At 58.0% G+C, this 26,615-nt stretch carries 17 protein-coding genes; 9 read left to right on the top strand and 8 right to left on the bottom strand.

Annotated elements, in window-relative coordinates; all coding sequences use genetic code 11:
* Positions 1-23 precede the first annotated feature (23 nt).
* From FHX08_RS13630 to FHX08_RS13645, 4 genes are read left to right on the top strand one after another with little or no spacing between them, the layout of a single operon-like run.
* Positions 24-2,894: an SNF2-related protein gene (locus tag FHX08_RS13630; RefSeq protein ID WP_184327246.1), complete on the top strand. Its 2,871-nt coding sequence runs from the start codon at positions 24-26 to the stop codon at positions 2,892-2,894.
* The gene (locus FHX08_RS13635; RefSeq protein ID WP_184327247.1) at positions 2,894-4,723 is read left to right on the top strand and encodes an AIPR family protein; all 1,830 of its coding nucleotides are present in this window, start codon (positions 2,894-2,896) and stop codon (positions 4,721-4,723) included. Before FHX08_RS13630 ends, FHX08_RS13635 begins: the two co-directional genes overlap by 1 nt.
* On the top strand, positions 4,720-6,384 hold the full coding sequence (locus FHX08_RS13640) for a site-specific DNA-methyltransferase (RefSeq protein WP_184327248.1): 1,665 nt from the start codon (positions 4,720-4,722) through the stop codon (positions 6,382-6,384). Before FHX08_RS13635 ends, FHX08_RS13640 begins: the two co-directional genes overlap by 4 nt.
* A complete protein-coding gene (locus FHX08_RS13645; protein WP_184327249.1) occupies positions 6,381-9,077 on the top strand; it encodes a DEAD/DEAH box helicase in 2,697 nt (898 codons plus the stop codon). The genes FHX08_RS13640 and FHX08_RS13645 overlap by 4 nt, the downstream gene beginning before the upstream one ends.
* Before the next feature lie 838 nt (positions 9,078-9,915).
* On the opposite strand, the gene FHX08_RS13650 is transcribed toward FHX08_RS13645, so the two are convergent.
* The 4 genes from FHX08_RS13650 to FHX08_RS13665 all read right to left on the bottom strand — a co-directional run bounded on the left by FHX08_RS13650 (position 9,916) and on the right by FHX08_RS13665 (position 17,392).
* Positions 9,916-11,232 (bottom strand): McrC family protein, encoded by a 1,317-nt coding sequence (locus FHX08_RS13650; RefSeq protein ID WP_184327250.1) that lies wholly within the window; start codon positions 11,230-11,232, stop codon positions 9,916-9,918.
* Positions 11,232-13,709: an AAA family ATPase gene (locus FHX08_RS13655; protein WP_184327251.1), complete on the bottom strand. Its 2,478-nt coding sequence runs from the start codon at positions 13,707-13,709 to the stop codon at positions 11,232-11,234. The genes FHX08_RS13650 and FHX08_RS13655 overlap by 1 nt, the downstream gene beginning before the upstream one ends.
* Positions 13,706-16,975, bottom strand: coding sequence for a TM0106 family RecB-like putative nuclease (locus tag FHX08_RS13660; RefSeq protein ID WP_184327252.1), 3,270 nt, complete (start codon positions 16,973-16,975; stop codon positions 13,706-13,708). The genes FHX08_RS13655 and FHX08_RS13660 overlap by 4 nt, the downstream gene beginning before the upstream one ends.
* Positions 16,976-17,104: 129 nt before the next feature.
* The gene (locus FHX08_RS13665) at positions 17,105-17,392 is read right to left on the bottom strand and encodes a hypothetical protein (RefSeq protein ID WP_184327253.1); all 288 of its coding nucleotides are present in this window, start codon (positions 17,390-17,392) and stop codon (positions 17,105-17,107) included.
* 108 nt (positions 17,393-17,500) lie between these two features.
* Between FHX08_RS13665 and FHX08_RS13670 the strand changes: the two genes are divergently transcribed.
* The gene (locus FHX08_RS13670) at positions 17,501-18,475 is read left to right on the top strand and encodes a YafY family protein (protein ID WP_184327254.1); all 975 of its coding nucleotides are present in this window, start codon (positions 17,501-17,503) and stop codon (positions 18,473-18,475) included.
* Positions 18,476-18,739: 264 nt separating this feature from the next.
* Here FHX08_RS13670 and FHX08_RS13675 read toward each other — a convergent pair whose 3' ends face one another.
* Positions 18,740-19,438, bottom strand: coding sequence for a hypothetical protein (locus tag FHX08_RS13675; RefSeq protein ID WP_184327255.1), 699 nt, complete (start codon positions 19,436-19,438; stop codon positions 18,740-18,742).
* 1,042 nt (positions 19,439-20,480) lie between these two features.
* Here FHX08_RS13675 and FHX08_RS13680 point away from each other — a divergent pair.
* The 4 genes from FHX08_RS13680 to FHX08_RS13695 all read left to right on the top strand — a co-directional run bounded on the left by FHX08_RS13680 (position 20,481) and on the right by FHX08_RS13695 (position 24,562).
* Entirely contained in the window at positions 20,481-20,831 is a 351-nt protein-coding gene (locus FHX08_RS13680; RefSeq protein WP_132652569.1) for a hypothetical protein, read from the top strand.
* A complete protein-coding gene (locus tag FHX08_RS31445) occupies positions 20,828-22,537 on the top strand; it encodes a methyl-accepting chemotaxis protein (protein WP_184327256.1) in 1,710 nt (569 codons plus the stop codon). The genes FHX08_RS13680 and FHX08_RS31445 overlap by 4 nt, the downstream gene beginning before the upstream one ends.
* A 578-nt stretch (positions 22,538-23,115) precedes the next feature.
* Positions 23,116-23,673: a hypothetical protein gene (locus FHX08_RS13690; RefSeq protein ID WP_132652571.1), complete on the top strand. Its 558-nt coding sequence runs from the start codon at positions 23,116-23,118 to the stop codon at positions 23,671-23,673.
* Positions 23,674-23,905: 232 nt separating this feature from the next.
* Positions 23,906-24,562: a hypothetical protein gene (locus FHX08_RS13695; RefSeq protein WP_132652572.1), complete on the top strand. Its 657-nt coding sequence runs from the start codon at positions 23,906-23,908 to the stop codon at positions 24,560-24,562.
* Between the two features lie 34 nt (positions 24,563-24,596).
* Here the strand turns inward: FHX08_RS13695 and FHX08_RS13700 are convergent, their stop codons facing one another.
* The 3 genes from FHX08_RS13700 to FHX08_RS13710 are packed head-to-tail and all read right to left on the bottom strand — an operon-like array spanning position 24,597 to position 26,580.
* Positions 24,597-25,391: an anti-sigma factor family protein gene (locus FHX08_RS13700; RefSeq protein WP_132652573.1), complete on the bottom strand. Its 795-nt coding sequence runs from the start codon at positions 25,389-25,391 to the stop codon at positions 24,597-24,599.
* Positions 25,388-25,993: an RNA polymerase sigma factor gene (locus FHX08_RS13705; protein ID WP_184327257.1), complete on the bottom strand. Its 606-nt coding sequence runs from the start codon at positions 25,991-25,993 to the stop codon at positions 25,388-25,390. Before FHX08_RS13705 ends, FHX08_RS13700 begins: the two co-directional genes overlap by 4 nt.
* Before the next feature lie 50 nt (positions 25,994-26,043).
* A complete protein-coding gene (locus FHX08_RS13710) occupies positions 26,044-26,580 on the bottom strand; it encodes a M48 family metallopeptidase (protein ID WP_132652575.1) in 537 nt (178 codons plus the stop codon).
* Positions 26,581-26,615 lie beyond the last annotated feature (35 nt).

The raw sequence follows: 26,615 nt of genomic DNA on the forward strand, positions 1-26,615 counted from the left end.
GATGCCAAGGGAATTCGGGCCATATGACCCTAGCTACTGCCATAACCGATTATCAGGCGAAGTTCATAGCCTTTGATCTCGTGCGTCGCCGTCCGCCCGACAGCAGCGAACGGCTGGCCGTGGCCGTCGCCGGTGCGCAGGTCGACATGAACCCGCATCAAGTTGACGCGGCCTTGTTCGCGTTTGCCTCACCCCTGTCCAAGGGGGCCCTCCTTGCTGATGAGGTGGGGCTGGGAAAGACTATTGAGGCGGGTCTAGTGATCTCGCAGCGCTGGGCTGAGAACCGTCGGCGTATCCTGATCATTGCGCCTTCTAACCTGCGCAAACAGTGGCATCAGGAGCTGGGGGAAAAGTTCTTCATCCCCTGCACGATCCTGGAGGCAAAGTCTTACAACGCGGATATCAAAGCGGGCGAAGTACGCCCGTTTGACCGTACCGACAGCGTCGTGATCTGCTCATACCAGTTCGCCCGCAACAAAGCTGCTGACGTTCAGGCCACGCGGTGGGATCTCGTGATCGTCGATGAGGCGCACCGCCTACGCAATGTCTACAAGCCGTCCAACGTCATCGCCAACACGCTCAAGCGTGCGCTGGCCGATCGGCATAAGCTGTTGCTGACCGCGACCCCGCTGCAAAACTCACTACTAGAGCTGTTTGGCCTAGTCAGCTTCATCGACGAGCACAGCTTTGGTGACATCAAGAGCTTTCGTGAGCAGTTTTCCAACCTGTCGCAGGAACGCACCTTCGAGGTTCTGCGAGACCGGCTGAAGCCCATTTGCCATCGCACCTTGCGGCGGCAAGTCACGGCCTACGTACCCTACACGGCGCGTCACGCGATCCTAGAGAAATTCAGTCCCGATGAGGCTGAAGACAGGCTCTACGATCTCGTGACCGAGTACCTCCAGCGCGAAAACCTGCAGGCCTTGCCAGCAAGCCAACGTGCGCTGATGACATTGGTGCTGCGCAAGCTGCTGGCATCATCGACGTTTGCCATCGCCGGTGCCTTGACCTCTATTGCTGATCGTCTCCAGACCCGCCTCGACCAGAGTCGACCAACCGACGAGCTTCTGGACGACCTGGACGCCGACTATGAGGCGCTTGATGAGACCGCAGAGGAGTGGGAGGACGGCGATGATGCCGCACCGCTGACAGAAGCGGATCGCAAGGCGCTGACTACGGAAATCGCCGAGCTAAAGGCGTTCGCCGCGCTTGCAGCTTCGATCGAGCAGAACGCCAAGGGGCGCGCGCTCCTCAAGGCATTGGAGGTTGGCTTTGCCAAGGCGCGCGAACTCGGAGCGGCTGAAAAAGCGATCATTTTTACCGAGTCCAAGCGCACACAGTCCTATTTACTGCGCCTTCTGGGCGACAGTCCATATGCCGACGGGATCGTGCTGTTTAACGGCACCAATACCGATCCGGAATCAAAAGCGATCTATGACACTTGGCTGGAACGGCACAAAGGTTCTGACCGTGTCACTGGGTCGCGTACGGCGGACATGCGATCGGCATTGGTCGATTATTTCCGGGGACCGGGCCGTATCATGATCGCGACCGAAGCCGGCGCCGAAGGTATCAACCTACAATTCTGTTCAATGATCGTGAATTACGACCTGCCGTGGAATCCGCAGCGCGTGGAACAGCGGATCGGCCGCTGTCACCGCTATGGTCAGAAGCATGATGTGGTCGTGATCAACTTCCTCAATGAGAAGAACCAGGCCGACCAACGCGTCTATGAACTGCTGGCGGAGAAGTTCCAGCTGTTCGAAGGCGTGTTCGGCGCCAGCGACGAAGTGCTTGGCGCCATCGAGTCCGGCGTCGATTTCGAAAAGCGGATTGCCGGGATCTACCAGCAATGCCGACAGCCCAACGATATCAAGGCCGCATTCGATCAGCTACAGCAGGATCTGAGCCTCGAGATCAACGAGGCCATGACCTCGGCCCGCCGCAAGCTACTGGAGAACTTCGACGACGAAGTCCGGGAAAAGCTCAAGCTGCGCAACGCAGATACGAATGTGCATCTCGGTCATTTCGAGCGCCAGTTGATGCGCCTTGCCCAGCACGAGCTGGACGGTTCGGCCGAGTTCATAGACAGTTCGTCCTTCCGGCTGAGCGGAGTTCCCGCCTGGGCGGGCCGCGTGCCGACTGGCCTTTATGAGTTGCCGCGCCGCAGCGGCGAGGCCCATTTCTTCCGTGTCACGCATCCGCTGGGCGAAGCGATTGTTCACCGCGCGCGTGCCCGCGACCTGCCAGTCGCGGAGTTGACCTTCGATTATGCATCACACGAGGGCCGCATCACTGTGCTTGAACCCTTTGTGGGCCAGTCTGGTTGGCTGCGCGCCACTCAATTGAGCGTGGCATCGCTTGAACAAAGTGAGGACCACATCCTCCTGACGGGCATCACCGATGGCGGCACCATACTGGAATCAGAGGTGTTGACCCGGTTGATGACGGTGCCGGCCACGGTCGGCAGCCAGGCGCATCTTCCGGCATCCACTGCCCTAATACTTGATGAGGGGTTTTCCCGACAGCGTGACGTCATCCGTCGCACAATCTCCGAGCGCAACGCCCGCTACTTTGAGGAGGAAGCGACCAAACTTGATGGATGGGCCGACGATCTAAAGGTAGGGCTGGAACGCGAAATCCGTGAGATCGACCGCCAGATCAAGGAAGCCCGTCGCGCCGCCACTGCCGCACTGACCCTTGATGAAAAGCTGGCCGGTCAGAAGGCCGTCAAAGCGCTGGAATCCGAGCGCAACACCAAGCGCCGTTCACTGTTCGACGCTCAGGACCGGATCGACGTCCAGCGAGAGGATCTGATCGCCAGTATTGAGGGCAAACTGGAGCAGCAGGTTTCCGACATGGAACTATTCACCGTTCGCTGGAGTGTCCGGTAATGGCGGATCGTCCGATCGAAATCCTGGCACTCCCGCCGAAGCTTCATCAACTATTTGACCAAGTCGTTCCTCTCAAAACGGGCGGAAATGCGGAGGCGAACGAGCGTGACTTCCTCAGCCGGGCTCTTGCCGCGTTTGTCCTGCACAAGGTGGCGGGCGCGACAATCGAGGAAGCCGCCGCCGGCATTACCGATGGTGGTGGTGATGGCGGCATCGATGCGATGTATCACTCACCCGCAACGAATACGTTATGGTTGGTCCAGTCGAAATATATCCATGCGGGACTGACAGAACCCGATCTTGGCGACGTAACGAAATTTCAGGTCGGACTCGGCAACCTGCTTGCGGGACGTTTTGACGCCTTTGCAACCAACCAGCGCTGGAACACCTTGCGCCCACAGATTGAAACCGTGCTTGCCGAGCCAGGAACGCTGGTTCGTGCGGTGCTTTGCTATTCTGGCTTGGCGCTCATCTCTGAGGATCGTAAGCGCCTGTTCGAGGTTTTGCAACAGCAGGTTTCTAAGGAGCCGGAGGACGAATATTTCAAGTTCCAGTCGGTCAACCTAACCACGTTGAATGACTGGATTGCCGGTGGTGACGATGGTCGTGGGATCCAATCGGTTGATCTTGAAATCCACAATCCCGGTTGGGTAACGAAGCCCTATGAGACTGTCTATGGATTGGTTCCGCTCGAACGGCTAAAAGCACTTTACGAAGAGCACGGACGGATGTTGGTTCGCGCCAACATCCGTGGCTTCAAAGGTCGTACCGACGTTAATGAAGATATCCAGAAGACGCTGAAGAATGAAGCCATTCACTTTCATTACTTAAACAACGGCCTGACAGCCTACTGTGATCGCCTCGAGCTGAACAATCTCGATCGCACGAACTCGCTAAAAAAGCGCGTTACGGCGAAGGGCTTTGCGGTGATCAATGGAGCCCAAACCCTTGGCTCGATCGCTAAATGCATTACCGTACCGGATGGCGCTGCGCCGCCCAGTGGCTTTGCATTCATCAAGATTGTCTCGCTTGAGCGCTGCGAGGATGATCGCGCCTTTGCCGAGCGCATCTCACGCACCGCCAACTTTCAGAATCATGTTGAAGTACGGGATTTCGCTGCGGCCTACCCCCTGCATGAGCAACTGGCTTACACATTACGCCCTCATGGCATTTTCTATCATTTCAAAATTGATGAAGATACGCCGAAGTCTGACGAAGACAATTTCACTATGGACGACGCGCTGACGGCTTGCGCCTGCCTGAAAAATACCAACGACTGCGATTTCGTAACCCGTGTTGCAGCGAACAGGACCTCGTTGCTCTCACTGGAGATGGTTTATCCCGAGACCGAAGTGATCCGCAGCCGACACGAGCGGGTTTTTCCGCCAGACCTCTCAGCGCGCACTCTCTGGCGAGCGGTTCAGATGCAGGTGATCGTGCTCAAGGTAATGGGCGACAGCGCCAAGGCCGCGACTGGTGCGACCAAGGCATTTTATACATACGGACGCTGGCTCGTGCTGGCGGTCACCCTAGCAAGGCATCGGCCTGACCAAGGCGAAGCTCTGGCCCTCACCGATACGGAAAAAGCGGATATCTCAGCTAGAGTTTCGGAATATGCAGAAAAGCTATTGGCCCTTGCCGTGGACAGAGGCTTTGCCGCATATGACGACATAGCTGGGCAGCAAGTGCTCGCAACACAACGCGATTTTCAGTCGGTTTTCAAAACGCAGAACGACTGCAAAACACTATTCACCGCGCTGAAAGCGGAAATTTGGCAATCTCAGAATGCGCCGCGAGCTATCGGCGAAGAAGCGGCAGGACAAGCATGACCAAGAAGTACGAAAAACTCGAGCTGACATGGATCGGCAAGGACAAGCGTCCCAAGCTGGAGCCGCGGATTTTGCTGGAGGATGCGGCCAAGTCATATCACGCCGCCAGACGCGTTTCCGACGCGGATATTTTTGACAACATACTGATCCACGGCGACAATTTGCTCGCGCTGAAAGCGCTGGAAGCGGATTTTGCAGGCAAGGTGAAGTGCGTCTTTATCGATCCGCCTTACAACACCGGCAGCGCGTTCACCCACTACGAAGACGGGTTGGAGCATTCGATTTGGCTAGGCCTAATGCGCGATCGACTGGAGATCATCCGTCGGCTGCTTTCTGACGACGGTTCTCTTTGGATCACTATTGATGACAATGAGGCGCATTACCTTAAGGTCGTTTGCGATGAAATTTTCGGTAGAAGGAATTTCATCTCCAATGTTATTTGGGAAAAATCTGATAGTCCCAAGATGGATTCCAGATATTTCTCGTCACGACACGATCATATCCTGGTGTACGCAAAATGCATTGATATGGCGAAGATATCGAGGATTGCTGACGGCGAAGCCCCTGCTCATTTCAATAGGGTAGATAATAGCGGGCGCAAATATTACACAAAGCCATTGAGGGCAATGGGAAGCGGGGATGATACTCGAGAGGCGCGTCCGACGCTATATTTCCCTTTGACTGCACCAGATGGTTCCGAAGTATTCCCGATGCGTCCGGATGGTGTTGAGGGACGTTGGCGCTGGTCGCCCACCAAGGTCGCTCAGGAGCTTGACCGGATTGAGTGGGTAAATGGTCGCAGCGGATGGGCACCATACTACCGAATATATGCTGAAGGCACGACCGGCCGTCCACCAGAAACCATCTGGCGACATGACGAAGTTGGAAGCAACCGAACGTCAAAGATTGAGGTTCAAGCTATTTTTCAAGGCATTGAACCGTTCACAACTCCAAAGCCAGAACGGCTTATTCAACGCGTTCTTGATATCGCGACGCAAGCGGACGATCTCGTGCTGGACTCCTTCGCTGGCTCCGGAACAACTGGCGCAGTCGCCCATAAAATGGGCCGTCGCTGGATCATGGTGGAGCTGGGTGATCACTGCACCACCCATATCGTTCCGCGTCTGCAAAAGGTGATTGACGGCACAGATCAGGGCGGGATCAGCAAGGCTGCGGATTGGAAGGGCGGCGGCGGCTTTCGCTACTACGAGCTCGCGCCCTCCCTGGTCGAAAAGGACAAATGGGGCCGTGAGGTCATCTCGAAAGAGTATGATGCGGCGATGCTGGCACAGGCTCTGTGCAAGTTGGAAGGCTATACCTACCAGCCCAGTCCGGAGGTGTGGTGGCAACACGGACAATCGAGCGAGCGCGATTTCCTCTATGTCACCACGCAGACGCTGGGGCCGGATGAAATGGCCGCTCTGTCCGAAGAGGTGGGCGAGGATCGCAGCTTGCTAATCCTCTGCGCGGCTTGGCGCGGCGATGAAACGCGCTTTGCCAACCTGACCTTGCGCAAGATCCCCAACCACATTCGCAACAAGTGCGAATGGGGCCATGACGACTATTCGCTGAACGTGGCCAACCTGCCGATGGCGGAACCGGAGCCTGCGTCACCGCCGCCGGCACAAAGCAGTCTGTTCGACGGGGTGGACTTGGCATGACCAATCCTTCAGCAGCGAACCAACGTCATATCAATGCCATCGCCGGACGCCTCAGCCTGCGCAAGCCGCAGCGCGACAGTCTCGAAATCCTGTGCCGCGTCACCGAGATCATCTCGCTGCGCAAGGGCGCCGATCGCGACGCCGCGCTTGAGGCTATCCGCAGCGAATATCCAGGTGTCAGCGATTTCGAGCGCGACTTCCCCTCGCTTTGCTTCGCGCTGGCGACCGGCGTGGGCAAGACGCGCCTGATGGGCGCGTTCATCGCCTATCTGCACATCGCGCACGGCATCAACAATTTCTTCGTGCTGGCGCCAAATCTGACAATCTACAACAAGCTGATCCAGGATTTCACCGCCAACACATCGAAGTATGTGTTCAAGGGCATTGCCGAGTTTTCGGTGCTGCACCCGGAAGTGATCACCGGCGACAATTACGAAAGCCGGGGCGCGCTGCTGGACGACGTGCTGCGCTGCAAGATCAACATCTTCAACATTTCCAAGATCACGTCCGAGGTACGCGGCGGCAAGCAGATGCGCATCCGCTCGTTCAAGGAAGAGTTGGGCGACAGCTATTTCGACTATCTCGCCAAGCAGCAGGACCTGGTCATGCTAATGGACGAATCGCACCGCTATCGCGCAACGGCTGGCATGCGGGCGATCAACGAGTTGCAGCCGGTGTTGGGGCTGGAGTTGACGGCAACGCCGTTTGTCGAGAGCACCAAGGGGCCGGCGGCGTTTCGCAATGTCGTCTATGACTACCCCTTGGCACGAGCGATGGAAGATGGCTTCGTCAAGGACCCGGCCGTCGTTACCCGCAAGAACTTCATCGCCGCAGGGAAGACACCCGAGGCGATCCAGATGATGAAGCTGGAGGACGGCATTCGCTTGCACGAGAGCGTGAAAGTGGAGCTGGAAACCTATGCCCGCGAAAACGGGCAGCGGATCGTCAAGCCTTTCGTGTTGGTGATCGCGCGAGATACCACGCACGCGGCCGAACTGATGACACTGATCCAGTCGGACCGGTTCTTTAACGGCCGCTATACCGACAAGGTGATCCAGGTCGACTCCAGCGTGAAAGAGGAAGAGACTGTCCAGCTTCTCCTCAACGTTGAGCAGGCCGACAATCCCGTCGAGATCGTCATTCACGTCAACATGCTGAAAGAAGGCTGGGACGTCACCAACCTCTATACTATCGTGCCGCTGCGCGCCGCCAACGCACGCACGTTAATCGAGCAGAGCATCGGACGCGGCCTGCGCCTGCCCTATGGCCGACGCACCGGCGCTGTGGCGGTCGACCGGCTGAACATCATCGCTCATGATCGTTTTCAGGAAATCGTCGATGAGGCGAACAGCCCCAAGTCGCCGATCCGCCTGAAAGCATTGGTGCTCGATGAAGAGATGCTGGCGCGCAAGACCACCACGGTCGTTGCAGCGCCGAACATCTTGGGCAAACTGGGCATCGACACCGGCCAGAGCGAGGAAGCTGCCGCCTTTGCCGGCGAAAAGCCGAAGCCGGTGTTCACCGATCCGGAAGCGCAGCGGGCAGCGCAGCTCGCATATGACGCCATTCGCAAGTTGGCGCGTCAGCCTGATTTAGTGCCGGATGTTAGCTATATCGCGCGTCCGGAGGTTCAGCAGCAATTGCTGAAAGAAGTGGCCAGCCAGTTTCGGCCTGCCCAGTTGGAACTCGACGGGATTGCGCCCAAAGGACCGGATCTCGCCCAGGTGATCGCCGAGACAGCCAAGCAGGTCGTGCTGTCCACGATCAGCATCCCGCGCATTTCAGTTACCCCGAAGGGCGAAGTAAAGGCCGGATTTCGGCCGTTCACGCTCGACCTCGCACTGATGCGCTATGCCCCGCCCGAGGAGACATTGTGGGCACAGTTCCTCAATCGGAATGAAGGCCATTCTATCGGCATGTCGCAGGCCAATTTTCTGGAAAGCAGGCCCGAGGATTACGTCGTGAGCGGCCTGATCGACTTCCCCGATGTGTCCTACGATGACAATTCCGATTTGCTCTACGATCTAGCGGGGCAGGTCGTTCGTCATCTGGAGGGCTATCTGCAACCCAATGACGTGCTGCGGGTTCTCCAAATCGAGCAGCGCAATATCGCCCGCGCCGTTCACGCGCAGATGCTCGATCACTTCTGGATGGACGACACTGTCGAATACCATCTGGAGGTGAAGCAGGGCTTCACCGAGATCCGCTCGTCTGCCCACACGTCGGAACGGCAGGCGCCGCTCGATTATCGCACCCCGCCGGACGACAAGAGCAACATGGCCCGATACTTGTTCGGAGGGTTTTCTAAATGCCTGACGAATGTCGTACGGTTCCAATCCGATACCGAGCGCAAGCTGGCTGTGATTCTTGAGCGTGAGGCCGACAAGTGGTTCCGCCCGGCCAAGGGCCAATTCCAGATGTTCTATCGCACGGGTAGCGATCACTTGGAGTACATGCCGGACTTCGTGGCCGAGACCGCTACGGAAATTCTAATGCTTGAACCTAAAATGGCCTCACAGATGCAGGATGTGGACGTGTTAGCGAAGAAGGATGTCGCTATTCGCTGGTGCCAGACAGCGACCGAATATTCAGCCAAGCACGGCGGCAAACCTTGGCGCTATTCCCTCATTCCGCATGACCAGATCCAAGACAATATGGGGCTCGACTTTCTCATAAGGCGGTTCGGATGCTGATAGCGGCCGACGCTGAACCGCAGTTCATTTTTCAGTGAACCAAGAGGCTCGCAGCGTCGGTCTTAATGATGCAAAAAATTTCAGTTCCCGGCGATCCACGTTTCGGGCTCAGAATAGATCCGATTTGGACCAGCTCAAGGGAGGGCATTAGCGCAGGGATAGTTCTCATCATCGCTCGAAGTGGCGCGCCCGGCAGGCTTCGAACTATCTGATAGGCGTGATCCCACCGGAGCAAGTTCATCCGCTTTTGGGACCATTGATTGGCAGCGATGACCATTTTGAGGGCGCACAGTTGCCGCCGCTCGGCACCGCAAATCGGGGACCAAAAGCGGAAATAATTGCCGCCATGCCCCTCTGTTGACTGATGCCCAAAGCCAGGGCACAAAGATGGCATCCAAGGTCGCTCGCGATGGGAAAACAGAGGGATCTCAAGGCTTTTCCGATAAGGCTTTGTCATCATGCGAGAATCCAAGGTCCCCAGGCGAGCCGTTTTTGGACCTATGCCCTCCGTTCGATAGCTGTCATTCCCCGCCAGAAAAAGTGACATCTTTACAGCTACTTGGCGTGACTTCGGGTCAGAAACCATGTGACGTCCTCCAGCTCCCGAGGATGGCTGGGACTCTTTGGCTGGGGACCCTGTTCGACTGCCTCCGACAAGCGCTGACCAATGACAGTGTCGCGCCGTGAGCGGACCGGCAACTTTGAGAAGAGAGAAGAGAGGGGGAAGGTACACATAAAGAACGCGTTCCAATCACGCTCTTGAGCTCGAATCATGCACGGTGAGGGGACAGGCCCGATATCCGACCCTCAGCAAATTGGCCCCGCCCAAGTGCTTTTTTCAGCGAAGAATCAGATTCTCCTGCATAACGGTTGAAAAGAACTTGTCCCTCAGGCGTGCCGCAAGATCCTTCCCGTTGGCCACGTCGACGCTGGCGGTCTCGACTACCGTCTCCTGACCCGTGATCCGGAACTGCGCCTGGACACCCTCATTGGCGCCAAGCCCATCGTGATGGGGATAGAGCAGAGTCAGCTTGGGTGACTTGTAGAGATGAGCGTACGCCATCATCTGGTAAACATCACCCTGAGAAACACCCATCTTCGGATCATCAATCCGGGCGGATATCCGTTTCCATTTCGTGTCGATCACATGGGCTACCTGTCCAGCCCGCCAGATCAGGATGTCGGGCTTGGTTTGAAACAAGGCGCGGTCGTTCTCAACAGAGGTGAGGCAGAAGAGCCGCCCACCCTGCAGCGTAACGCGGAACTCAGTTCCGGCGAGAGCGCGCGTGACCAGTCGTCCGACATACTCCTCAAAAAGGGCGTTCATCTCGAATAGGAGCGCACTCCCTTGTCCCGAGCCACTGCTCGTCGTCTGGTATCGACTACGCAAGAACAGTTTTGCCATGCCGAACAGTTCCTGCCACGCGCGGTTTGTCCGGTCCATGATGACCTCTCGCCATTTCAGGGCTGGCACCGGAACATCTGAGATATCGGCATAAACGAAGGCCAATTCGCGAAGGCGCTGCTGATTGGCCGCACTCCGCGACATCCTTAACACATGCGCCACGGCTGCCTTCATGATTTGGTTGAGCGCGATGTCTTGCGATAAGTCGTCGAAGCGACAAGCAAGGCGTCCGGGGTTCGAGGCATGACGAGTAAATTGACGCGGCACATCGAGCGTGCCGCGCAGCGCTGAAAGATCGTCCTCATGACCGAGATAGCGACGAGGCATGCCGCGTCGGATCGCTTCGGTCAGCTTGTTACAGAATATCCGGATCAGGATCTCAAGAAGCGTCTCGCGCTGCCAGTCGAGGTCTGTAATCCGCCCCATTTCGATCTTCAGATCCAATGCGACCGCGAGCATATGGACAAGACGCTTGCGGATCGCAGCGTTCTGCCGCTCCGCCCCTTCTGCTTTCATAACGTCAATCTTTGGAAGGATTTCAAGGCTGCAACCCTGCGCAGCAATCACACCCACGACGCCGCGGGCCCGTAGCTCGTGCCGCCGATCCTCCAGCACACCGCCGCCGCCCCGGCCGGCAAAAGGCGAAGTCTTGGTCAACGCAACCAGGCGACTAGCAAGATGTGCTGGAATGGAGCCCTCCCCGTCGCCATGGGGCAGCGTATCCCACTCGCGCACAGTGTAGGACGGCATCAGATTTCAAACTCCGAGAAATCGAACTGGTCTTTAACGCGCCAGCGTAGCTTTTCACCGGAGAAGTCGTCTTCGGCAATGCTCGCCGGAGCGGCAAGTCGCCGTGCTTCCAGAAACCGCGCCTGGCCTTGCCCGGTGTCGCCCAGGACGGCGGCAACCTTGGACCAGTCCTCGTAGAAATACTCCGCCAGGAGTGGGATTACTTTGTGACGCATCACCTCCTCGACATCGCCACGTGTTGCGCAGCCGGTAAAATAGGCGTGGCCAATCTGATGCTCCCGATCGAAGAGAAACTCGATCCGGTCGTTGATCGTGGTCAGGAGCTTCCGCAGATCAATCCCGCCCGTATTTGTGGGAAGGACCAACGGGTTCGGCATCAGCTCACGGAACGTGAACCGGCGGCGCAATGCTGTATCGAGAAGCGCAATGGACCGGTCGGCCGTGTTCATGGTGCCGATGATGTGGAGGTTCGCTGGAACCGCGAAGGGTTTCTTCGAATACGGCAACATGAGGCGTATCTCGTTCGGCATACCCAACCGCTTGTCGGGCTCCAAAAGCGTGATCAACTCGCCGAAAACCTTCGAGATGTTTGCTCGGTTGATCTCATCGATGATCAAGACATGATCCCGTGCCGACTGACTTGCACGAGGTGTCTCATCACCGAAAACAATTGCTTCCAGTGCGTCCCAATCCACCAGTGACTGATTTAGCTTGTAAACTGAATGGCGTCTAAAAGCTCTTGCATAAAAGCGGCTTCGTTCTGTTCCGGCGTCTTCTCGCCAAAGCCACTCTACATGGCGGCGGTGCGGATGGAATGCTGCATCGGGGTCGTAGAAGTATTCACCAGTGACCCTGCCAAACGCCTGCATTCGATCACGTCCATCAGAGACCACGACATAGTCACCAACCTGCATGTCCGCCCTGAAAGAGAAGGTGATTACGATGTTTCCATCGTGGCCGGTCGCGTCGGGATCCTTCTTTGCTCTCCATTCAGAATGTATTTCATTGAAGTCGTCAAAACGTTCGTCCGACCAGTCAATGTCACCGCCCCAGCCCACATGGATGAGGTTGTTGTCTAGGCCAAACCGAATCCGGTGACGGTCCTGCTCAATTTGCCGATTCCCGAGCGCGACCTTGAACACGCGTGCGGAGCGGTCAAGCCTGCGCGGGGATCCCTCAGAGACTTGGTCGAGCCGTGCGCGCTCGCTGATTCGCTTGAACACGCCGTCGTGGGATTTCAAACGAAAACCGGTGCTGACTTCAACATCCTCGGGCCCCTCGCCGGCTTCATCGCCGGTGCTTGGCCGAAGGCCTTCGACAAATTCCTCGTAAGACATGGACTGGTGAAAGGTTACGAACTCGATCCTTCCCTCGCTGACCAAACGCCGATACTCGACCATCAGCGCGTCACGCTTCTCGCCCCCCTGAAGCGCCGCTGCTACCTGTTCCCCAACACAAAGCCGGACGGCCTCCCATGCGGTGCGGTAGGTCTTGCCTGTGCCAGGTGGTCCATAGAGGATCAAGTTGGTTGCTGAACCCGTTGGCGTTGTAGTTTCTTCTGTCACGGTGGCCGCCTTCGCTTGTGATGCGAGCTTATAGGTGAAAATGGTCGAGCTGCTGGGGTTCGGCTCACCATGCGTTGGCGGTGGCACACTGGCCAACTGCTGAAACTTCTCGCCGCCGAGCGCTTGGCAGATGTTTGGAAAGGCGTCTTGCAGTCCTATGGCTGCGGCAAGATCGCCAGCCCGTATAGAGACCTCGAGGGCACCTTTCTCACGAGCTGGTTCGATGAAGTAATTCAGCGCGCATAGACGTATGCGATCCGCATCGCGTATGAGGTGGTCGTAGCGTTCAGGCGGAAGAACAGGCTTGTCATCCCGGTCCACAATAATGAACCCCGAGTTATGTAGCCGCGCTGCCGCATCTGATTGTTCCCAGCCTCCATTCAGTTGGGTCTTCTTTGAGAGAAATCCGACAATGGGCTTTGTTGGATAGAGATGGTTCTCGCGATCACGGGTGGAGCGCACCCAATAATCTCGCGGCTCACCAAAAACGCCGAAGATTTCCGCATGGGCACCGCGGTTCCGAAATTCTTCGAATGAATCGAAAGCAGCTTCTATGGCAGCGCGTGAGAAATGACTTGGCTGCTCGTTAGTGCCGCCCTCGGGCGGAATTCCCAATTCCCGAGCGATCTCTGGATCGAGCTCGTATCGAACGAGTTTCTGAGCCCCAAACGTGAGGTAGTTGACTGAGCCACCCGAGAACGCCTGGCAGCGAGCCGCAAGGCCATCGATCAACATAGCGCGCGCTACTTCCAGCCAATGTTCTGCGTGAATGGCTTCGTCTGCCCGGTTGCTGGCGCCCTTCGGCTTTATTTTGAAGATTGATCTTCCTGTTCCACCATCCCGTACGGGTCGATACGGCAGCCCTTCGCGATCGTAAAAAACGAGCCGTCGATCTGGGGTGAGCATGGTCATGTAAGGGTCTCCAAAGCACACAGCGTATTCACCAGCCGCATCTGCTCGACTGAATTACACTTCGCCTCGCGGAGCCTTGGGGCGCCGAAAACGAGAGCCAGCCCCTTCGCACGCGACACAGCCACGTTGATCCGGTTCAACGAAAACAGGAACTCCATGCCGCGCGATGTCTCCTCTGCCGATGAAGCGGTCATCGATACGAGGCAGACCGGCGCTTCCTGTCCTTGGAACTTGTCCACCGTGCCGACGCGCATGGCATCGGGTAACGCATCCCGCAGTGCGTTGACCTGCGCGTTGTAAGGTGCAACGACGATGATGTCGCTCGCCCTTATCGGGCGCGTGGTGCCCTCCTTTTCGGTCCAAGTACCGTCCAGCAGGTCGACAACGGCCGCATTGATGGCAGCGACCTCTTCGGCCGCGGTCTGGGCGTTTCCCTCATGCGGCACGGGCACCCAGAACGCCCCGGCCTCCGGGAACCGGGTGCCGCGCACGGCCTGACGCGCGGTGTCGGGGTGGCTTTCCAGCCGCCCTTCGTAAACTTGGTCCGAAATGAAGCGGCAGACCGACGGGTGCATACGCCGCGAGACAGGCAGGAAAACGCCTCGATCGAGCGGCACGGTCGCATGCTCGCCCAGCATCCAGTCGAGGCATGACAGGTTTGCGGGTTCCGGATGCGCGCCCTGGACGACTTGCGGCAATTGGCGCGGGTCGCCCACCAGCACGATGTTTCGCGCGGCCCGGCCCATGGCAACCATGTTGGCCAGACCCACCTGTCCGGCCTCGTCCACGAAGAGCCAATCGAATGCCTGCACATTCTCGTCGCGGGAAAAGAACCAGGCGGTCGCGCCGACGACATCCAAGCCGTTCGCCGCTTCATCATTGCTGGTGGTGCGGCGGATCGGGCAATGGTCAGGATAGCCGTCCTCCTCGCCGCCGGTCTTGTGAACCAGATCCAGCGTGATTGACAGATCCTCATCCTCCAGCGCGCTTAGGCAGCCCATCAGCACGTTGCGGATCGCCTCGTGGCTGTTCGAGGTGACACCCACGCGCGCGCCCTTGCGCACAAGAGACAATATCGTCCTGGCAAGGACATAGGTTTTGCCGGTGCCGGGCGGCCCTTGGATAGGTAGGACGGTTTCATCCATGGCGCCCACGGCTGCGATGGTGCCCGCGACAGGATCGGCCACTGGCAAAAGCGAAGCTGTCTTCAGGCGGGGCGGCGCACAGGACAGAAGGTCATCGACCGCCCGATAAGCTCGCGGCCCGCATTGATCGGCGATCACGTCTCGCAATGCGCCAGGTATGGGCTTGAAGTCCAGCGGCCAATCCGGGTGCAGGTTCAGCCGGTGGCCCAGCAGATAGTCCTTCCCTGGCCCAGCCTTGACGGTGATCTGCCGTGCCCTGGGGTCCATGTCCTCGATGGTGACCGAAACGGGCGGGCCATCGAAGACGGACAGCGTGGCCTTCTTTCCACGCCGCAGCTTGGTTTCCTGTTGCGGGAAACTATAACTGCGGACGAAGGACCGCTTAACCGCCCGGACCGGGCCTACGGCCTCCAGCCCCGCCAACGCGTCCAAATCGTCCATCAATTCATCCTCATCCTTGGACGCCGAGTCGAATACCGCCCACTGTGCAGGCTTCGCCTCGCGCTTGTGGAAGAGGCCAAGGTTGAACAGCATCGCCTGCCGGTCCTCGGCCAGGCCTGATGCAGCCAGCATGGCGCGCAGCGCCTGCGCGTCGAGATCTTCTTCTACCTCTTTTGCGCCCGCGTCCTCAGCAGGGTGCGGCCAGGGACCGGCAGGCCGAATCCCTACCAGCCAGTCGCGCAGTTCCTCTGTCGAAATGCAGTCGATCCGATTGTATTCCTCTATCTCATCGAGGATCTGCTGCTCGCCTGTCTCGCGCCAACGCTCATAGGCGACAATAGACCCACCGGCCGTCTTGACCTCGCCCTCGCGCTTGCGGCCATAGAAAGCCTCCATCGATTTGATGGAGTAGTTTCGCTCGGACCCGATCAGCCCTCCGCGCACCACAGCGAACAGGTCGACAAAGCGCCGTTCTCGTAGCAAACGGTCGAGGAACGCCTCTCCGATCCCGTATTTTGTGGTCAAGCGGCGCAGCGCCGTGATTTCATAAGCTGCGTAGTGGTAGATGCGCGCTTGCGGGTATTTCTCTAGCCGCGCGTGGAAGAAGGCGAGAAGCTCCTCCAGCGCCTTCGCCTCGACCGCATGGTCATGCGCCCAAAATGCACGGAATTGCCCGTCGCACCAGATGCCATGCAAGTATTCGAGGCCACCCTCGTAGTGTGGATCGCCCTCGATGTCGTAGAACAGATCACCCGGCTGTGGTTCGGGCAGCAGGTCAAATCCTTTTCCAGGCTCGGGCGCACGAAGCTCGTAGGCCGGTGCGCCGACCTTACGGGCGTGCTGTAACCGCGCCTGCGTTACCAGACGCAGCCGCGTGCCTTCGGCCATGCCGCGCACAGGTTGAGCGAGGTCTGCGAGCGCCGCCATCGTCGTGATTCCAACGGCCTCTAGCTTTTTGACTTGAACACGGCTGATGTTTGCGACGTTAAACAGGCTGTCCTCTGCCTCCCAAACGCCTTCACAATGAATGGCCCAGCGGCAAAGGCCACAATCTGCGGCAGGGGCCGGGCGCGTTTGAAATGGGTTGTCTACAAAGTCTTCCAAGCGCGTGCGCGCTGCGCGAGCATAGTCGGCATATTGCGATAGCGGCAACGTGGCTCGCTTTCCATCGCCGAGTTCCACATGAGCAAAGCGGGGTTGCACCCCCTGGATCTCGGCCAGAAGATCAGAATAAAGGACGAGTTGCAGGACATGCTTAGGATGCGCTCGGCGCTTTAGTTTGGTGTCAGCAACTTCGTAACTGAAGGAGCCCAGTGCCGAAGGGCGATCGACCCGCATAAGAAAGTCCGACCAGCCACCCCAGTTGCCGGTCAAAAATGCTCCTTGAAAAACCACATCAGCACCCGATCTCAAGGCGGCTTGAGTTGCCTTGGCGTTGTCTGCCAAGTCTCCGCGAGGGATCTCGATCACGCTGCGGCCTGACGCCTTCAGAAGTTCTAGGTGAGTTGCTTCATGAAGATCACCTTGCTTCTGCAGGAGCGCCGCGTCCTCGTTATCTTCAGCCGGCTCAGGACCATCGCCTCGCAGGTGCATGATGTCGAGCATGGTCGCATGGGCACATCCCATGAACCGCATTAGATCGGTTGCCGAAAAGAGTAGTCTACCCCCAAAATTCCGCATAGGCTCCCGCAAAAGTATCCAGCGCAACCCGAAGCAGAATCGCCACCTCGATTCAGCTTCGCCAACGTTCGTCATGGATGTCAATGGGTATCGGACGCGGTGAACTGAACAAACGCCTTGCCCGGTCTCTTAACCTTTGTTGTCAGCCCAGTGATTGTCATTCCTCAAAATCCTGAGGCTCTGCGGCGAGATCAGGGACGCTCTCTTCCCCTTGGCTGCCATCCATAATGAATACCCCTTGCCGATGAGTTCAGCGGCCTCATCGAGCGAGCGCACGTAGACGGAGTTCTTAGCGTGATGCTTTTCGTTGCCGTGAGCCGGATTTCCCAGTCGATAACCTCGCGTCGTAACTTCCGGCTCTTCCGTTCTTCCTTCGCGGGGAGATACTCGCTCGATCTTCGATACGCGTCCGTTCATTACTTTCTCCTCTCTATCAGGCTGGCAGCGCCTGGAAAGCTCGACAACCTACCAACAACTGTTAGCATCGGTGGGTGACAAAACCTGACACCCAAGTAGAGGACTAACATGGCGTTCGCGAAGGCACAGGATCTCATCCGTCTTGCTCGCCTGGCAGCGGCCGGCCGACGAGGCATTAGCCTTGAAGAGATTTCTGCGGAGTTCGGCGTCTCTCACCGAACTGCCCAGCGGATGACGGAGGCGCTAGACCAAGCCTTCGGCAATGTCTTGGTTGAGGAGGGTGAAGACCGTAAGCGTCGTTGGCGTCTGGTAGATCCAATGCTCGACCGGATGCAACTACGGCATGAATCGGCGGTGGAGGCTCTTGAGATTGCAGCAAGGGCAGCAGAGGCTGAAGGTCGGCTACGCCATACACGCGCACTTCTCGACCTCCGTGAGGGGATGCTGGCGAAAGTACCCAAGCGGGCACGGGTGGAGGCGGATGCAGAAGCCGTACTTGCTGCCATGGGTCAGGTGACGCGGCCGGGCCCTCGGGTCACTGTTTCTGCGGACATTCTTGATGCCATCATCGAAGCCCTGCGTGGCCCCTTTCGACTGAGTGTGCGCTACCACTCGGATAAAGAAAAACGCATCCTTGAACCGCATGGGGTCCTGCTCGGCCATCGCACGTATCTTGCTGCACGCGACCCAAACAAAGCAGATGAGATACGCAACTTCCGGATCGACCTCATCCGTGAAGCGGAGACCATCAACGAGAGCTTTACAATGAAGGAAGGCTTCACAATCTCAGATTATGCCGCGCAGGCTTTTGGAGTATGGCAGGATCCAGAGCAATACGGGGAAGTGATCTGGCGCTTTGTCCCTGATGCGGCGGAGCGCGCCGCAGGCTTCCAGTTCCATCCGAGGCAGGTGCAGGAACATGAAGAAGACGGCAGCTTAATCGTTCGTTTTCACGCTGCAGGCTGGTTGGAAATGGCATGGCACCTGTATCAATGGGGAGATAGAGTGGAAGTCATTGCGCCAGAGGCGTTGCGAAAGATGGTTGAACACTACCGACGCCCTGACTTCGCAGCTATGCCATAGGTCCCCAGTCTTAGATCCGGAAGATCTCTAGCCAATCCTCTGTCTCCGGAGGCCCTTGATGACCCATGGCGCAGGCGATTGCTTCGGCAGCGTGCGGGGCTCGGGCGGAGTGACGCATGCGGTGTCAAGGCGTTGGAGATTGTCATTCATCAGCACCCTTGAAGATGTACCGCTGGGCCACTGGCATAGTCGCGTCAAAAAAGGCTACAAGGGCTGCTTTCGGCCGGAGGCAGCAACGGATTCTACAACAAACTAAGCGCGCCCCTAAGGGACTTCGCGTTCTTCAGCGCTGATAAAACCTGGGCCGAGAGCAGGCAATACCGGTGCACTAGGCCTGCCATTTACCGTCACCACCGTTACACCGTGGCGACGAAGCTTAGCTTCGTGTTCGCCGAAAGACTTGATTTTAGCCAGATAGGCGCTGTCCTCAATACGTGGGAGGCCATCCGCGCGGACGGGACAGTACCCTGCGACGACTATGCCGGGCGGCAGGACGACGGCCGTTTTCTGCCCGCTAGCGGCGAGTTCGCGCCATGCGTCCATGGCGGGCCCCTGTTTGCCCCATAGTTCCGCAAGACCAAGCAGAAGTTGCGCCGCTTCGACATAAGCGTCGCGCACTTGCGAAAGGCGAAACGGTCGGCTCATCCAGCGTTGATAACGGCGAAGTTGCCAGATCACGCGCGGCCCCTCGTAGTACCGGTTGTCTGGCCGTTCCTTATAGGACGCACGGGCTCGCAACTCGGTGTTTACTGCGCACTTCGCTTCCCAAAAGGCTACCTCGCCGCCTTGGGCAACGACCATGTCCATGCGCGGAGCGGTTCGATCCTCCCCCACTGCATCTTGATCCGCAGGCAAGCCCATCTCAAGGTCGATTGCACCAGGAGTGACCGCAACCAAATCATCGACGAAACGCTTCTCGTCCCCAGCATACGTCTCGGCTGTGGAAATCCAGCTATCGATCAAGTCGGGACCAGCCGTGGCCAACTCGCTAGCGTCGACAACCTTGTAGCATTGACCACTAGCATCGATTTTCGAACTGCCATTCTGGATTGCTGACCTATATTTGCTGTGGAGCCTAAGGCGGGGCGACCCTTCGACCAGCCTCATGTCCCCGACTGATTGACCCTTAACATAGAGGTTCAGGTAGCCATTCCGGAGCGCTAGGCGCAGGCCATAAGCGCCAGCGTCCTCCCCTGGTAGAACCCATCGGTCGAGAAGGTCGGCAATCCCACGATTCCCTCGATGACGAGACAGGAGCCCGACGGCGAACGTACGTTTGAAATGATCCATGGTTTGTCTTGTAAACACTGCGGCTGCTTGCAGGAAGCGTTATGGTTTCACGAACAACCGCGACGTCGGCGCAAGGCGCCAGGAGCTTAATGGCCGCCCCGCCGCAAACTTGAGGTCCGAAAACGGAAATTATTGCCGCTCGACCGTCCTGTTGACTGGGGCCCAAAGCCAGGGCACAAAGGTAGCATCCATGGTCGCTCGCGATGGGAAAACAAAAGGAATTTCAAGGCTTCTCCGCTAAGCCATTGAAATCTTGTGAGAATCCAGGTTCCCCAGCCAATTCTCGCTAAATTCCCTTCATTCCTTGATTTTCCAGTCGTGCCGGATCCCGTTTTGGCATCATTGGCGACCTGATGCCTAGAACTGTAGCCCCACGCCAGTTAAGCGCGGCGACGGCACAACTGGCAGGCGAGGGCAAACTCCTTAAGGCGGTCAGCCACGACGTCGCCTGCTCCGATAGACGCGTTCAATATATTCGTTAACTGCCGACATTCCCCACCCTCCTTTGTTATTTCCATTCTCAAAGGTGCGGGCAGAGAAGGACCGGCGCAAATACGCCGTACATTTAATATTAAGCGTTTACTCTTTAGATTATCAATATTTGGCCGCACCATGAAGATCGGCGCAAGAATTTAGTTGTCCAGACAGATGATCTGTTTCAGACACCACGGCCGTCGGCATGTTAACTGGACTATGTTCGCGATCGCAAGAAGATTTGACGCTGGCCGTTACTAAACAGGCCCATTCCGTCGATCAGGAATCACTCCACCCGCTGCCTGTGGCCGCCACCTTTCTGGGGGCCTTGCTTGCCTTAATCACCCTTTGGTCTGCCAGTCCTCGAAATGATTCAGTTTTAGTTGTAAGCAATCCTTTCGATCCGCCCGGCAGGGCATTGTCGATCATCGGTGAGGCTGGCGGCTCCTTCGTCGGCAACGGCCGCGTGCCGTGGCTTTCCATCGCCTATTCATCGGAACCCGGTTTCGCCTCACGGCTTGTCCGTGCAGGCGCCCTGTTCGCACTCAGCAATCCCTTTTCAGCAACTTGCCTTCAGGAAGCAGTGAAATGACTGCCATCGCTCGTATCCGCCAGCGCATTTCAATCATCATCATTTCCCTCCTCTGGCTCAATTACCTGCTCATTCTCAGCAGGCTGGCGATTGCCGGAAGCGGATTCGACTGGACCGCAGCCTTTGCCCCGCTGGTGGTCGTGCTGGCCGCGACCGCGTGCTGGCTGAAATCCCGATATGGCTCCATGACGCGGTTTCTAACCTCGATCGCCCATGCGATGACCGTCGCCGCCCTCGTCTATGCCTTCGCCGGATCGCCGCTCCAAATCGACATGCACATGTATTTTTTCGCCAATCTGGCGATCTGCGCGGCATGGTTAGACTGGCGTGCCGTGGCTGCTTACACGGCCTTCGTCGCCGTGCATCACCTGCTTCTCTATGTTCTCCTGCCCTGGGCCGTGTTCCCGGGCAGTTCGGACCTGACGCGCGTCGCGCTCCACGCGGTCGTTCTGCTTCTAGAAGCGGGCGTCCTGTTCTTCCTGTCCCGGACACTTATTTCAGCGATGCGTTCGGCCGAGAACGCGACCAACGAAGCATATGCTGCCAAGATCAGGGCCGACGAAATGGCCGAGCAGGCGAAGAGGGCCGATCTACAGATGGCCGCCGAACGCGAGCGGTTGGCGGCAGAAGCCGAAGAGGCGGCGCAAATCCGGCTGGAACAGGCGACAGCAGCCCTTGCAGGCGGCCTTCGGCGGTTGGCAAACGGCGATCTCTGCACCCGGCTCGATACACCCCTCTCCGCAGAATTCGAAGCCCTGCGTTGCGACTTCAACATTTCCATCGAGAAACTGGAAACGGCCCTGATGCAGGTAGCCCAGAATACTCGTGGTATTGAGGCAGGTTCGAACGAAATTCGTTCCGCAGCCGACGTCCTTGCCAAGCGTACCGAACAGCAGACCGCAGCCATTGAGGAAACCGCAGCCGCACTGGAAGAGATCACCGCGACAGTGAAGAACTCGACCAGCCGCGCGCAGGAAGCGGGCCAGCTTGTCAGCCGTGCAAAGACAGGTGCAGAACAATCTGGCGAGGTCGTCCGCCGTGCTGTCTCCGCAATGGAAGCCATTGAGAAATCGTCCGGCGAGATCAACAATATCATCGGCGTGATCGACGAGATCGCTTTCCAGACAAATCTGCTGGCGCTCAATGCAGGTGTTGAAGCCGCGCGAGCCGGAGAGGCCGGAAAGGGCTTTGCGGTCGTCGCTCAGGAAGTGCGCGAACTGGCACAGCGTTCCGCCAACGCCGCCAAGGAGATCAAGACACTCATCGGCACTTCGAGCAAACAGGTTCGCGAGGGTGTACAGCTTGTCGGCGATACCGGCCGCGCTCTGGAAACCATCGTTGCCGAAGTGCAGGAGATCAACCGCCACGTCGCCGCCATCGTGGAAGCGGCGCAGGAGCAGTCCTCCGGTTTGCAGCAGATCAACACCACCGTGAACCAGATGGATCAGGACACCCAGAAGAATGCAGCAATGGTAGGAGAGACCACCGCTGCCACACACAGCCTGTCCGGGGAAGTGTCTTCGCTCAACGAGCTTCTGACCATGTTCAAGCTGTCGGGCAAAGCGCGTCAGGCATCGGCTACGGTGCGCGCGGCAAGCAGCTCGGAAAGGCCTGCGGCCTCTCCGGTCAAGGCGCTAGGCCGCAAGATCGCCAGCGCCTTCGTCGGCAATGCCGCCGTCAAGCAGGATGGATGGGAGGACTTTTGATGAAAATCGTCCGAATATCGGCGTCGACATCACCCGGGAACTGGTGGTCGTGATCGGCGCGATGCCCGAACATTGTAAGCGCTGCACTTTTCCTACAAAGTTTGTAAGCAAGTTTTCAAAACGAGATCATCACCTTAATTGGTGTGCTTACGAAATTACGAAGTTACGGCACATTTCCAACTCTCATAGGAATAACCCGCAGTCTCCCACGCCCCGTCTCTCCTGTGTTTTGCCATAATTTCGGTAAGTTTGTAATCAGACAGCTAAGCAACTGAAATCATTATTCGAATTTTCTTACAAAATGATATGTAAAATCGTAAGCGCCGTAAGCAACCTGCAGGTCGGCCCGTAAGGAAGAACCATTGGAAGGCCAGCGCCTCCGCGACAGCGCGCGCACGTTCTGGAAGACTCGTTCCTGCCCTCATCAGGCATAGTCACTTTATCATCCGCCGTTTCGCCCAAAGCCTCCTGTTCAGATCTTCAGTTACCACCAGCCTGCATTCGCAACACAGCGTAGTAGCAAAACCTCAACCTTCCGCCGGTAGAATCGCTCCCATTCCCTGGAGACGGTTCGAGCCATGAAGACCTTTTCTGCCCTTTTGCTGACAGCATTTCTCATTCCGGCGACAGCCCGGAGCGAGACGGCGTCGGGCGAGACGGAATGGATGGGCGAAGCGCGGCAGTGGTCGGTCGGGTTCGTCGATGAGAAGCCCTCCTATTGCCGGCTGGTCTGGAACAACGAACTCGGCAAGACGGTCGAATTCCGCCAGAGCCTCGACAGCGTAATGTGGCTCGTCTCGAAGGATGGCTGGGATATCCCCAAGGGCACGACGACCCAGGTCACGCTTGTCGGCTATTCCGGCACCAAGGCTGTTGCGGCCAAGGGCTTCGACAGCAAGACGCTTCGCATCGTGCCCGCCGACGGGAAGACGGGTGTGGCGCAGATTAAGACGATCCTGAAGAATTCGTTTGTCGGCACGCCGGATATGGAACTGGATTTTTCCGGCGACGAAGGAAAATGGGTGGTGCCGCTGTCGCGAGTCCAGCAGATGTACACGACCTACGTCAACTGCCTGAACCGGCTCGTCCCTGCCAATCAGGTCAGCCCGGTTTCCGACAAGACGCAGCCGTTCTGAAGCAGATTACGATCTTCAGATCGGGTTTCCACGCTGGCAGTCTTTGTTGACGCAGTAGTTGCCACAAGACCGTTGGACACTTTTGCGCGACCTGCTTTCGAACCGCGCATCTGCGTCGCCACGCCGCAGCATCGCGCCACAAATTCGGCCCGCGCCACAATGATCATCCTTCTCGCCCGCCGGTATGCATGCGGGCAGTTGGATGGTGTTCTTCCCGTTTCAGGAGGTCATTGTGCAAAAACTTGGTATCGCATTCCTCATGAGCGCCGCGGTGATTGCTGCCCCAGGCCTTGCCAGCTTGGCGCAGGCTCAGACTATCGCCCATAAATCCAAGGATACCCATGTGCTCATCGTGCGCCTGCCGGATGGCTCGCTCGAGCGCATCCGCTATGCGGGTAATCAGCCGCCGCAGGTCCGCATCGACGGCGAGCCCGATCCGGCGCCTAACCTCTTCGATCCCTTCTGGCCTTCGTCGCCCTTTGCCGATCTAGACCGCATATCCTTGGCGATGGACCGCGAGGCTGCGGCGATCATGCAGCAGGCCGACAGCATGATGCAGGCATCGCCGGGCGATATGGCGACAGCCGGGCTGGGTGAATTGCCTGCCGGCACGCAGGGCTATTCGATGGTCTCGACCATGTCCGGCAACGGCATCTGCACCCGAAGCGTCCGTTATTTCAGCACCAGCGACGGCAAGCCGCATGTGGAGAGCAGTACATCGGGCAATTGCGCGCCGGGCAAGGCGGCAAGCATACCGGTTCCGACGAAGACGCCTCGGCCAGCCTTCAAGCCGAAAGCCTCTGGGATCATCGAAGTGAACGCAGAGCCACCCATCAGAGATGGTGGTGCGCCACAGGCAGGTCTGCGGCTTGCGAGCGCAGTGAATTGATGTGTTGAGGTAGACGGACGGCAGCCGTCGTGCTCTAGACCGAAATCTTGCTCCGAACCGCATCGGCGATCTCGGTCATGCGGTCGACCGAAGCATGGCCAATGAGCATGAAGGCGTGTGTGGCGCTTGACCAGTAGACGACATTCATGCCCTTGCGACCTTCGATGTCAGGTGCCTTGGGGCCGACATCGGAGGCGACGATGCAGAGTGCCATGGGCCCGGTCTTCGGGTCCAGATAAGCGATCTGGGCGAGTGGCTTGCCGTCATATTGCAGGATTTGGGCGCGTTTGAAGTCGATATCCTGCACGGCGATCTGCTCAGGCGAAAGCTGCAGGCCGAGGCTTCCGTCCAGACGGGCAAGCTGCGCTGCCTGCACATCTGCCGGCGGAACGGGACCGGCGAGCGTCTCCGGCGTATAAAGCGAGATATATTCGGCGACGACGGCGCGCCATTCGCTGTTTTCATCCTTGCCCGAGAACCTTGCACTAAGGCCGATCACGGTGCGGTCGACAGCGATACCAGCAACAACCGAAGCGGCAAGCGCGCCGAGAAAGCCGCGACGGGTCACGAAGGCACTCGCGCTTGCAGGCTGTGCGGCGGGAATAGCTGAGAGCATGGCTTCGAGCTTTGCCTGCGGGGCGGCATCGAGCAGCGGCGCGAATGCTTCCTTATAATGCAGGCTTGCGCGAGCCAGAAATTCAAGTCGGTCGGCGACAGCCTCGTCGGCCTCAACAAGCGCTTCGATGCGGGCAGCCTCTTCAGCGCTCACTTCACCATCGATGAAGGCGGTCAGTTCCTCGTCGGAGGGCATTACGTGCTTCGTGCTCATTCAAATCCCCCTGCCGACACGGTCTCGGATAGCTTCGCGCGGGCGGCTGCCAGCCGGCTCATCACGGTGCCGATCGGAACATCCATGACGGAGGCGACCTCGCGATAGGAAAGCCCTTCCACATAGGCGAGGAACACCGCCGATCGCTGCGCCTCCGGCAGCGCGTTCACCTGTTTCAAAACCTGGTTTGCCATGACATGCGTTTCGGTATCGCGAGCGCCATCGACGGTGAGTGTCTCGTCAGCATCGACGAAGCCCTGTCCCTGGCGGACGCGGCGGGCGCGAATCTCGTTCAGCCAGATGGAATGCAGGATCGAAAACAGCCAGCGATCGAGCCGCGTGCCGGCGACGAACTGATCGACCCGTTCCAGCGCGCGAACACATGTCGCCTGGACGAGATCATCTGCGACATCACGCTGATGCGAAAGGACGAAGCCATAGCGCCACAGACGCGCGAGGTGCTCCGTCAGGCCGCTCCTGATATCCGCTTCGCTCGCGATGGCTGCCTCCGCGCTTATTGGCTGTTTCGGAACCGCCGGTCCTGCCGGCGATTCCGTTCTGCCGTGACTATAGGCAGGAAATGTGGTGTATGCGACCGACATCCGGAAATACCCTTCAATCAACCTTGCCTCTCTCCTGCCGCGGCCAGAGCTCAGATCTTCGACGGATCGAGGATTGCGGCGTTGAGGTCCTGATATTCTTCGCAGCCCGTGCCGCAGATCGCCTTGATGGTGGTCAGTTGCTCCTTGGCGAGGTCGAGCTGACCCTTGATGACGTAGGCTTCGCCGAGATATTCGCGAACCTTGGCGTATTGCGGATCAAGCTTTACCGATTGCAGATAGTAGGAAATGCCTTCATCCGTGCGGCCGAGTTTGCGGGTGACGTAACCGCGGTAGTTCAGCCATTCGGCGTTGTTCTGATCCTTGACGGTGTCGAGCATGGCGAGCGCTTCATCATAGCGACCGGCCTTGGCAAGCGAGTAGGCGTAATCGGTACGGTTCTCATCCGTCACGTTGGAGCTCTGTTGCTTGACGCATTTCTTGGTCTTCTGGTCGTATATTTCGCCCTTCTTGCAGACCGGCGTGGTGCTGCTGTCGTTGCCGATTGCGAAGACAGGACCGGAGAAGGCAGCGGCGGCAATGCAGCTGCCGAGCACGAGGGAAGCGATGCGGACAGTCTTGATCGTCATTGGATAACTCCTCGAAAAATGACGTTGCGAGGAGT

This window comes from Rhizobium sp. BK529 (assembly GCF_014194105.1).
Classification (GTDB): domain Bacteria; phylum Pseudomonadota; class Alphaproteobacteria; order Rhizobiales; family Rhizobiaceae; genus Rhizobium.

Bases quoted from the DNA above. Each gene is read 5' to 3' on its own strand.
- FHX08_RS31445 (WP_184327256.1), top strand. From the start codon at position 20,828: ATGACTGCCATCGCTCGTATCCGCCAGCGCATTTCAATCATCATCATT.
- FHX08_RS13660 (WP_184327252.1), bottom strand. From the start codon at position 16,975: ATGCGGAATTTTGGGGGTAGACTACTCTTTTCGGCAACCGATCTAATG.
- FHX08_RS13665 (WP_184327253.1), bottom strand. From the start codon at position 17,392: ATGAACGGACGCGTATCGAAGATCGAGCGAGTATCTCCCCGCGAAGGA.
- FHX08_RS13710 (WP_132652575.1), bottom strand. From the start codon at position 26,580: ATGACGATCAAGACTGTCCGCATCGCTTCCCTCGTGCTCGGCAGCTGC.
- FHX08_RS13635 (WP_184327247.1), top strand. From the start codon at position 2,894: ATGGCGGATCGTCCGATCGAAATCCTGGCACTCCCGCCGAAGCTTCAT.
- FHX08_RS13700 (WP_132652573.1), bottom strand. From the start codon at position 25,391: ATGAGCACGAAGCACGTAATGCCCTCCGACGAGGAACTGACCGCCTTC.
- FHX08_RS13705 (WP_184327257.1), bottom strand. From the start codon at position 25,993: ATGTCGGTCGCATACACCACATTTCCTGCCTATAGTCACGGCAGAACG.
- FHX08_RS13655 (WP_184327251.1), bottom strand. From the start codon at position 13,709: ATGACCATGCTCACCCCAGATCGACGGCTCGTTTTTTACGATCGCGAA.
- FHX08_RS13630 (WP_184327246.1), top strand. From the start codon at position 24: ATGACCCTAGCTACTGCCATAACCGATTATCAGGCGAAGTTCATAGCC.
- FHX08_RS13645 (WP_184327249.1), top strand. From the start codon at position 6,381: ATGACCAATCCTTCAGCAGCGAACCAACGTCATATCAATGCCATCGCC.
- FHX08_RS13670 (WP_184327254.1), top strand. From the start codon at position 17,501: ATGGCGTTCGCGAAGGCACAGGATCTCATCCGTCTTGCTCGCCTGGCA.
- FHX08_RS13640 (WP_184327248.1), top strand. From the start codon at position 4,720: ATGACCAAGAAGTACGAAAAACTCGAGCTGACATGGATCGGCAAGGAC.
- FHX08_RS13690 (WP_132652571.1), top strand. From the start codon at position 23,116: ATGAAGACCTTTTCTGCCCTTTTGCTGACAGCATTTCTCATTCCGGCG.
- FHX08_RS13650 (WP_184327250.1), bottom strand. From the start codon at position 11,232: ATGCCGTCCTACACTGTGCGCGAGTGGGATACGCTGCCCCATGGCGAC.